Origin of the sequence: Mesorhizobium sp. CA6 (assembly GCF_020165035.1) — a bacterium.
GTDB lineage: Bacteria > Pseudomonadota > Alphaproteobacteria > Rhizobiales > Rhizobiaceae > Mesorhizobium.
The window spans coordinates 76355-82801 of sequence record NZ_JAIUHI010000022.1 but is presented as its reverse complement, the minus strand read 5'-3'; the positions used below and the strand labels follow the sequence as shown (position 1 = coordinate 82801).

Sequence of the window (6447 nt, the reverse complement as noted above, 5' to 3'; positions counted from 1 at the left end):
CGGAATGGATTCCAGGGTCTTCGCGACGCCGCTGCGCGGCTGCTCCGCCCTGGAATGACGAGGTTGGGAGGCTTCAGCCCGCCGCTTCAGCCGTCCTGAAAGCTTCTCCATCGAGCCGCGTAGGATCGGCCCGTGGCCGCTGGTGGACAACGCTTCCGCCGCCGTTGCAATTAGATCGCAATCTTCTAATTTGCCTGCATGGCGCCGCAGGATATCAGCAAGCTGATCGTCCGGACTTCGATGAAGGACCGGGCGGCGTTCGATCTGCTCTACAAGCAGACCAGCGGGAAACTTTTCGGCGTCTGCCTTCGTGTCTTGAGGGACCGGGGTGATGCGGAAGAAGCGCTGCAGGAGGTCTTCGTCAAAATCTGGACGAAGGCGGATCGTTTCGCGGTTTCCGATTTGAGCCCGATTTCCTGGCTGGTGGCCGTTGCGCGCAATCATGCGATCGATCGCATCCGGTCGCGGCGCAGTCCTTCTGCCAACATCGATACGGCCCTCGACGTCGCCGATCCGGCGCCGGGACCCGAGGCCATGGCTGTGGCGGGCGGCGAGACCGAACGCATCTACCATTGCCTCGACGAACTGGAGCAAGACCGGGCGGCAGCCGTCCGGGGCGCCTATCTGGGCGGCGAGAGCTATGCCGAGCTGGCGGAGCGCTTCAAGGTTCCGCTGAACACGATGCGGACCTGGCTGCGGCGAAGCCTGCTGAAACTGAGAGAATGCCTGGAAAGATGACGCTGGCAGAGGACAACGGACCGGAACGTGGAGGCGACGACCTGCTCGCCGCCGAATATGTTCTCGGTGTCCTGGCAGCCGACGAGCGCCAGATCGCTTCCCGTCGCATCGATGCCGAGGCGTCGTTCGCCCGCCTGGTCGACGCCTGGGAAGCCCATTTCGCGCCCATGGCCGCCGCCTATGCCGCGGTCGAGCCGCCGGCTTCCGTGAAAGTGGCAATCGACCGCCGCCTGTTCGCGTCGTCCGCGTCCACGGCGCCCAGCGGCGGCCTGTGGGCGAGCCTCGCCTTCTGGCGCGGCCTCGCCGCCGCGGCCATCGCCGCTTTGGCCGTCTATGTCGCCCTGCCTTACGTCAGGCCGCCGGTCCAGCCGCCCGAGACCAGGCTGGTCGCCTCTCTGGCCGCCGACAACAGCAACGTCAAATATCTTGCGGTCTATGACGCCGCCCGCCATGAGGTCGGCCTGTCGCTGGTCTCCGGCGACCGCGGCGCCGGCAAGGATTTCGAGCTGTGGATGATCGAGGGCAAGAACGCGCCGGTTTCGATGGGTGTCATCCCCGCCGGCCCGACCGCGCGCATGGCGGTCACGCCGGCCGTCCAGCGGAAGCTGGCGCAAGGCGCCGTGCTCGCCGTCAGCCTCGAGCCCTCTGGCGGTTCGCCGACCGGCCAGCCTACCGGTCCGGTCGTCGCCGCGGGTGACCTGAAGGGCATCTGACCCTGGTCAGCCGGTTACCGAAGACTAACTGAAGTCTATATCCTGCCCTTTCTAGGCGGGAAAATTTCGCTGCCGCCATCAGTGACGCAGACGCAATAAAGCACCGGAATAAAAAATCGCGCCCTTCGTGAAACTAACGTTTTTCGGACCCGTATCTCCTCGCGTTCCCAAGGACGGGAAGAAAATAACCCGAGGAGACTGACACCATGCGTAAACTCGCTACCCTTTTGCTTGCCGCTACACTTGGTCTTTCGGCGCTCGGCGCCGTTGCCTACGCTGCCAATCCGATGGTCGGCGGCGCGCCGATGTATGCCAAGAAGAACATCATCGAGAATGCCGTCAATTCGAAGGACCACACAACTCTGGTCGCCGCCGTCAAGGCCGCCGGCCTGGTCGACACGCTGCAGGGCGCCGGTCCGTTCACCGTTTTCGCGCCAACCAACGAGGCCTTTGCGGCGCTCCCGGCCGGCACGGTCGACACGCTGCTCAAGCCCGAGAACAAGGACAAGCTGACCAAGGTGCTGACCTGCCATGTCGTCGCCGCCAAGGCGCTGGCCGCCGACGTCGCCAAGATGGCCAAGGCCGATGGCGGCGCCCACCAGGTCAAGACGGTCGGCGGCTGCGAGCTGACGGTGAAGGCGGAGAAGGGCAAGGTCACCGTCACCGACGAGAACGGCAATGTCGCCCATGTCACCATCGCCGATGTCCGCCAGTCGAACGGCGTCATCCACGTCATCGACAAGGTTCTCTTGCCGAAGATGTAACAAAGCGGGCCTGGCCGGCGAAGACATGGCTGAGCGCTGGCCGCATCATTCAAGATCCGCGCCGCCGGCAGGGGTGTGCTCCGCGTCCGTCCCGCAAGGGCGGCGCGGAGCAGCATCCGGAGCGTTCCAGGAAGGTTCTGTCCGGAATTGCTCGAACGAGGAGATGGAGCGTCACCGGCTTTTGATTTCCGGCCCGGGCTCTATCTTGGCAAAATGCGTCAGGAGGAACGGCCATGAACCGTCGCGATTTTCTCTGGAGCGGGGCCGCCGCCACCGCTCTCATCGTCGGATCCGCAGCGATGCTGCGTGCCGGCGGACCGAAGCCCGCTCTCGCCGCCGAGACGTTCGAAATCACCAAGACCGATGCCGAATGGCACGCCATCCTTTCGGACGAGGCCTTCGATGTGCTGCGCAAGCAAGGCACCGAATATCCCGGCACCAGCCCGCTGCTCAACGAGCATCGCAAGGGCATCTTCGCCTGTGCCGGCTGCGACCTGCCGGTCTATTCGTCGGAGACCAAATTCGATTCCGGCACCGGCTGGCCGAGTTTCTGGCAGGAAATCCCCAACGCCATTGGCAAGACCGAGGACCGCTCGCTCGGCATGACCCGCACCGAGGTCCATTGCCGGCGCTGCGGCGGTCATCTCGGCCATGTCTTCGATGACGGCCCGCCGCCCACCGGCCTGCGCCACTGCATCAACGGCGTGGCGCTAAGCTTCAAGCCGGCTTCAGCCTGAGCAATTCCAGGAAAAGTGTCTAGTCCCCGACACAGGGATTTTAAGGTTGCCGTTTGTCTTGATGCAAGATTTTCCGTTCATTTGCGTGAAATCAGCGCAAACGCCGGAGATTGGTTGAGGCCGCCCCCAACCTCGTCATTCTATGGCGGAGCAAGGAGCGAAGCGACGCGGCGCAGACCATAGAATCCATGCCGTGACTTCGAAGTGCCGCCACCGTGCAGAATTTTGTTCGTTGCACTCCTTGGCGAAGGTAACGGCATGGATTCTAGGGTCTACGCGGTACGCTTCGCTTCCCGCTCCGCCCTAGAATGACGACGGGGTGGGCATTTCGGCCAATCTCCAACGCATGCCGCCTGCCAATGCAAACAGAGCCGACCGGTCAAAATCCCTGTGCAGTGCCACTAGCGGTTTTCCGTCCGGAATTGCGTCAAAACAAAGAGTCGCTTTCAATCTCTCCAAAAAGAATGACCCCGGAAATCGGTGACGATCTCCGGGGTCACGCGTTGAGGAAGCCAGGCGGGGGTTCCGGCTCCTCAATGGCCTCCGCCGCCACCGCCGCCCTGCGGGGCCGGCTTGTTGATGAACAGCACGAAAAATCCGAGCGAGGCGAACAGCACCGTCAGCATCATGAACACGTCCATGAAGGACAAAAGCGCCGCCTGCTGGTGCACCATGCCGGACAGTTTCGAGATCGCAGCGCTTGTGGCGTCGAGACCGGCGGTCTGCCCGAAATTCTGCGTCATGTTCTGCAGCTTGGTCTGCGCCGCCTCGCTGCCCCACTGCACATGCTCGGAGAGCCGCGCATAGTGGAAGGCGTTGCGGTCGATCAGCACCGTGTTGATCACCGCGAGGCCGACGGCGCCGCCGAGATTGCGGGTCAGGTTGAACAGGCCCGACGCATTCTTCAGCCGTTCCGGCGGCAGCGTGCCGAGCGCGATGTTGTTGATCGGCACCATGCACAGCATCATCGAGCAGCCGCGCAGGATTTGCGGGATCAACAGCTCATAGAAATCCCAGTCGGCCGTGAGATGCGTCATCCACCAGGTGCCGGTGGCGAAGCCGACGAAGCCGATCATCATCATCAGCCTGAGGTCGATCTTGTTCGACAGGATGCCGGCAACGGGCGCGGTGAAGAACATCGCCAGGCCGCTGACGAACAGCGCCTCGCCGATCATCATCGAATCGTAGCCGCGGATACGCCCCAGGAACACCGGATAGAGATAGGTGAGCCCGTAGAGGCCGATGCCGACGACGAAGGAGAACAGCGAGCCGAAGGCGAAGTTGACGTTGCTGAAGGCCCTCAGGTCGACGATCGGCTCCTCGGCGGTGAAGACGCGCCAGAAGAAGATGACGCCGCCGATGGTCATGATGATGGCGCAGGCAAACACCGCCGGCTCCTGCAGCCAGTCATGGTTCGGGCCTTCCTCCAGCACATATTCCATGCAGCCGAGGAAAGCGGCCATGCCGACCAGGCCCCACCAGTCGAACTTCGAGAACAGTTTCAGGTTGGGCTTGTCGAAGTCGATCAGCGACCAAGCGGCCGTCGCCACCAGGATGCCCGGCACGACATTGATCAAGAACAGCCAGTGCCAGGACATGGCGTGGCTGATATAGCCGCCCACCGTCGGGCCGATCGTCGGCGCCAGCGTCGCCACCAGGCCGATCATCGGCGACACGACGGCGCGCTTTGAAGGCGGGAAGATGGTGAAGGCGGCCGCGAAGACGCTGGGGATCATGCCGCCGCCGATAAAGCCCTGGATGGCGCGGTAGACGATCATCTGGTCGATATTGGTGGCGGTCGCGGCGAGCGCGCTGGCCGCGGTGAAACCGGCCGCCGCGGTGGTGAACAGCACGCGCGTCGACAGCATGCGGCTGAGGAAGCCGGACAGCGGGATCATCACCACCTCGGCGATCAGGTAGGCGGTCTGCACCCACGGGATCTCGTCGGAGCTGGCGCTCAGGCCCGCCTGGATTTCCGAGAGCGAGGCCGAGACGATCTGGATGTCCAGGATCGCCATGAACATGCCGAACACCATCGCCAGGAAGGCGACGACGCGGCGCACGGGCATATGGTCCGCGGGCAGGGCCGGCGCGGCAGCGACCGGACGTCCGGGCATTGATCCTGCGGTGATGGTTGCGGTTGCCATGTCATGGCCTCCCTGGGCAATTCCCGGGACAAGCGCGTGGCGGTCCCGAATTGCGTCGAAAACGATAAGGCAGGCTGGACGGCCCGGCGCTCAATCGGCCGCCGGGCCGCCCCCCCAATCAGTTGGTCGTCGAAGCCGGCGCGGTGCGGCTGTCGACCGCGACGACGACGCTCAGCCCGGCGCGCAGCTTGCCGGCCTTCAGCACGTCGGCCGGCACGTCGATGCGCACGGGCACGCGCTGCACCACCTTGGTGAAGTTGCCGGTGGCGTTTTCCGGCGGCAGCAGCGAGAACACCGCGCCCGAAGCCGGCGCCAGCGAGGAAACCGTGCCTTCGAAGGTCTGGCCGTCGATAGCGTCGACGGTGATGCGGACCTTCTCGCCAGGCATCATCCGGCCGAGCTGCGTCTCCTTGAAGTTGCCGACGATGTAGAGCTTGTCCATCGGCACGACGACGGCGAGCTTCTGGCCGGGGCTGACGAGATCACCCTGCTCGACCGAGCGGTTGCCGACGACGCCGTCATAGGGAGCCTTCAGCACGGTGAAGGACAGGTCGCGCAGGGCCTTGTCGCGGGTGAGCTGCAGCGAGGCGAGCGTGGAGGCCGACTCGGCGCGCTGCGCTTCCAGCACGCCGATATTGGCCTGCGCCGCCGCGATCTGCGCATCGGCGCCGACAAGCGCCGCCTTGGCCTGGTCGAGCGCGGTCTGGGCGTCGTCGAGCTGGGCCTGCGTGCCGACATGGGTCTTGACGAGTTGCGCCGCCCGCACCTGGGCGCGCGCCGCATTGTCGGCGGCGGCCTGGTCCGCGACCTTCTGCGCCTGGGCCTGCGACAGCGAGGCCTGGGCGGCCTTGGTCTGGGCATCGATGCGGTCGAGCGTCTTCGCCAAGGTGGCGATCTGCGCCTCGGCCTGCGCCACGGCGATCTTGTAGTCGCCATTGTCGATGACGAACAGCGGATCGCCGGCCTTGACCTGCTGGTTCTCGCTCACCAGCACCTTGTCGATATAACCGGATATTTTCGGCGACACGAACGACATGTCGGCCTGGACATAGGCGTCGTCGGTGGAGATCATGAACCGTCCGTCGGTCCAATAGTTATACCCATACCAGGAACCGGCGCCGAGCAGGGCAAGGCCGATGATCGGTAACAGGAAAGAGCGGACAGAGCGCTGCTTCTTGGCGGGTGCTTCAGCCGCCGGCGTCGCAACGGGAGCGGCGGGCTGGACAGGAACTTCCGGCGCTTCGGTCGAAGGCTGGACCTTGGCGTTGGGAAAAGAGCGGACTTCGGCGGTGGCGGGCGCGTTCGAGGACATAGCGATCTCTCTGGATGTCAGTCATACTGAACCGTT

The 6447-nt window shown here is 64.3% G+C and carries 6 protein-coding genes; 4 read left to right on the top strand and 2 right to left on the bottom strand.

Annotation, left to right across the window (positions count from 1 at the left end):
- Positions 1-198: 198 nt before the first annotated feature.
- From LB526_RS26275 to msrB, 4 genes are all read left to right on the top strand, one after another.
- The gene (locus LB526_RS26275) at positions 199-738 is read left to right on the top strand and encodes a sigma-70 family RNA polymerase sigma factor (RefSeq protein ID WP_095769497.1); all 540 of its coding nucleotides are present in this window, start codon (positions 199-201) and stop codon (positions 736-738) included.
- The gene (locus LB526_RS26270; RefSeq protein WP_224606759.1) at positions 735-1451 is read left to right on the top strand and encodes an anti-sigma factor domain-containing protein; all 717 of its coding nucleotides are present in this window, start codon (positions 735-737) and stop codon (positions 1449-1451) included. Before LB526_RS26275 ends, LB526_RS26270 begins: the two co-directional genes overlap by 4 nt.
- Before the next feature lie 206 nt (positions 1452-1657).
- Positions 1658-2215: a fasciclin domain-containing protein gene (locus LB526_RS26265; RefSeq protein WP_224630298.1), complete on the top strand. Its 558-nt coding sequence runs from the start codon at positions 1658-1660 to the stop codon at positions 2213-2215.
- A gap of 233 nt (positions 2216-2448) precedes the next feature.
- The gene (gene msrB / locus LB526_RS26260) at positions 2449-2952 is read left to right on the top strand and encodes a peptide-methionine (R)-S-oxide reductase MsrB (protein WP_140845337.1); all 504 of its coding nucleotides are present in this window, start codon (positions 2449-2451) and stop codon (positions 2950-2952) included.
- Between the two features lie 533 nt (positions 2953-3485).
- On the opposite strand, the gene LB526_RS26255 is transcribed toward msrB, so the two are convergent.
- The gene (locus LB526_RS26255; RefSeq protein ID WP_411968178.1) at positions 3486-5099 is read right to left on the bottom strand and encodes a DHA2 family efflux MFS transporter permease subunit; all 1614 of its coding nucleotides are present in this window, start codon (positions 5097-5099) and stop codon (positions 3486-3488) included.
- 118 nt (positions 5100-5217) lie between these two features.
- Positions 5218-6411 (bottom strand): HlyD family secretion protein, encoded by a 1194-nt coding sequence (locus LB526_RS26250; protein WP_224630297.1) that lies wholly within the window; start codon positions 6409-6411, stop codon positions 5218-5220.
- Positions 6412-6447 lie beyond the last annotated feature (36 nt).